This is a genomic window from Rhodococcus sp. EPR-134, assembly GCF_001647205.1.
Lineage (GTDB): Bacteria > Actinomycetota > Actinomycetes > Mycobacteriales > Mycobacteriaceae > Rhodococcus_F > Rhodococcus_F qingshengii.
The window spans coordinates 1-1,731 of record NZ_LVCT01000103.1; the positions used below are offsets into that span (position 1 = coordinate 1).

General features: G+C 59.4%; 4 protein-coding genes. 1 reads left to right on the forward strand and 3 read right to left on the reverse strand.

Annotated features, from left to right (window positions below):
* Positions 1 to 690, reverse strand: a 690-nt coding sequence (locus A2J01_RS05060; protein ID WP_064112226.1) for an SOS response-associated peptidase, incomplete at its 3' end; no start/stop codon positions are given.
* Between the two features lie 138 nt (positions 691 to 828).
* Positions 829 to 1,155, reverse strand: a complete 327-nt coding sequence (locus A2J01_RS05065) for a hypothetical protein (RefSeq protein WP_064112225.1) — start codon at positions 1,153 to 1,155, stop codon at positions 829 to 831.
* Positions 1,156 to 1,336: 181 nt separating this feature from the next.
* Here A2J01_RS05065 and A2J01_RS36265 point away from each other — a divergent pair, with 181 nt between their 5' ends.
* Positions 1,337 to 1,474, forward strand: coding sequence for a hypothetical protein (locus tag A2J01_RS36265; RefSeq protein WP_197494156.1), 138 nt, complete (start codon positions 1,337 to 1,339; stop codon positions 1,472 to 1,474).
* A gap of 95 nt (positions 1,475 to 1,569) precedes the next feature.
* On the opposite strand, the gene A2J01_RS37170 is transcribed toward A2J01_RS36265, so the two are convergent.
* On the reverse strand, positions 1,570 to 1,713 hold the full coding sequence (locus A2J01_RS37170; RefSeq protein ID WP_269455283.1) for a hypothetical protein: 144 nt from the start codon (positions 1,711 to 1,713) through the stop codon (positions 1,570 to 1,572).
* Positions 1,714 to 1,731: the final 18 nt, after the last annotated feature.

Consider the following 1,731-nt stretch of genomic DNA (forward strand, 5'->3'; position numbering starts at 1 on the left):
CGGGTTGTTGTTGCGAGGGCTGTTCACCGCAGTCGAGACTTCGTAGGGCTCGAGATGCGGCTCCGGAACTGAGTTGATCATGGCCTGGACCTCGCCTTTGTCGGTGAGGTTCGGGTCGAGCCAGTGTTCCCGGAACGATTCGGGCAGGATCAGCGGGGATCTGTCGTGTATGTGCCCCAAGGAATCTGAGGCTGGCCGAGTCAAGACTGTGCAGGTCCATACCCACTTGTCCGGATCATCTTCGGGCAGTTCAGGATCGGGCCACAACTCGTAGAGCCCGGCCATCGCGAGAATATCGTCCTCGCCGCGAAGGAAATAGGGAATCTTCGACCCTGCTTCACTTTTCATCCACTCGTAGTATCCGGCGGCCGGGATGATGGCGCGCCTTTTGGAAGCACTACTTCTGAATGACGGCTTCTCCGTGACGGTTTCGCTGCGGGCGTTGATCAACTTGGACGCCATCTTCCGGTCTTTCGCCCAGGCCGGGAGCAAGCCCCATTTGACCGTTCTGAGCTGGCGCTGGGGCTCGGAGTCGGGTTCCTCGCGTGGGGTTCGTTCGAGGATCACGCGGACCGGTTGTGTAGGTGCGACGTTGTAGGACGGTGGGAGTTCGTCGCCGACGGTGTGCATGGTGTCGAAAAATGACTGCAATTCTTTATCTGTGCTCTTTCGTGCGTAGCGCCCACACATGGTCTGACCTCCTCATCCTCGACTACTGCCTCTATTGAACAGCGTAGGACCGACACCCGCACAAGTCTTTCGATGCCAACGGTGCGAGTAGTTCCAGGGGCACTTTCTGCTACCGCCGATGAGTCGTCAATTTCACTGTCACGTCGCCATAGTTGCGGCCGCGAGGTCTGACAGTTCCGCCATCGGTTTCTCGACGGCATCGATCCACTCTTGTCCACCGGTGATCATCGTCTGTACCGATTCCCAATGCCGCCCGTCCTCTAGAATTTGCAACACCTCGACTCTTCCGTGCGGCGGCAAATCCTCGACGTCGAGCATTCCGACGTTGCCTTCGCTGAGAGCAACGACCACCTCGTGAGTCTCTAGGTCCGAGATCATCGGAATCAGCGCCTCCAGAGCGAGAGCAAAGACTGACGAACTGGCAGTCCAGCGAGCTCCCGACGCGAAGAAGATCGTCCCAGCCATCAGAGCCTCTTTCCGGTAGTGAACGCAGCAGCGGGTAGGCACGTCACCTTTCTAATTGAACCGCGATGGTCCGAGTCCCGCGTGCTGCGGTGCCGTGTCATGCTCTCTGCGAGTACGTCGTCGGTTGTCGCGAAAGGGCCCTCCGATCACCAGTCCTCGGCCGGCGCCTACCGATGTCGCATTGGCGATCGCGGCCGCCGCGGTCCTCGGTGTCACTGTCGGGGTTCTCCTAGCCGACGCGATAGCCGGTGTCGCGGTCGGAGCTGGTACCGCCGTGGTCTTCCGCTTCGTACTGCGGACGATCATCACCCGGAAATGACGGAATCGTCGCAGGCCGGGCGTCCTAACTGATCGATGCGAGCCTTTTCTGTCACACCGTGGTCGTCGTTTTGAAGTGCAGGGGCGCTGGCCAGGTCAGTCGTTTGCTTGCAGCTTGAGAACTCGATGATTGTTCCGGTCTGCGACGTACACGTTGCCGGAATCGTCGATAGCGACATCGGACGGCTGGTTGAGTTCGCCGAATGAGAGCTCAATGGGTTCAGTCGATCCGTTCGGCACCTTGAGGATGTGGTCGCC

Bases quoted from the DNA above. Each gene is read 5' to 3' on its own strand.
- A2J01_RS05065 (WP_064112225.1), bottom strand. From the start codon at position 1,155: ATGGCTGGGACGATCTTCTTCGCGTCGGGAGCTCGCTGGACTGCCAGT.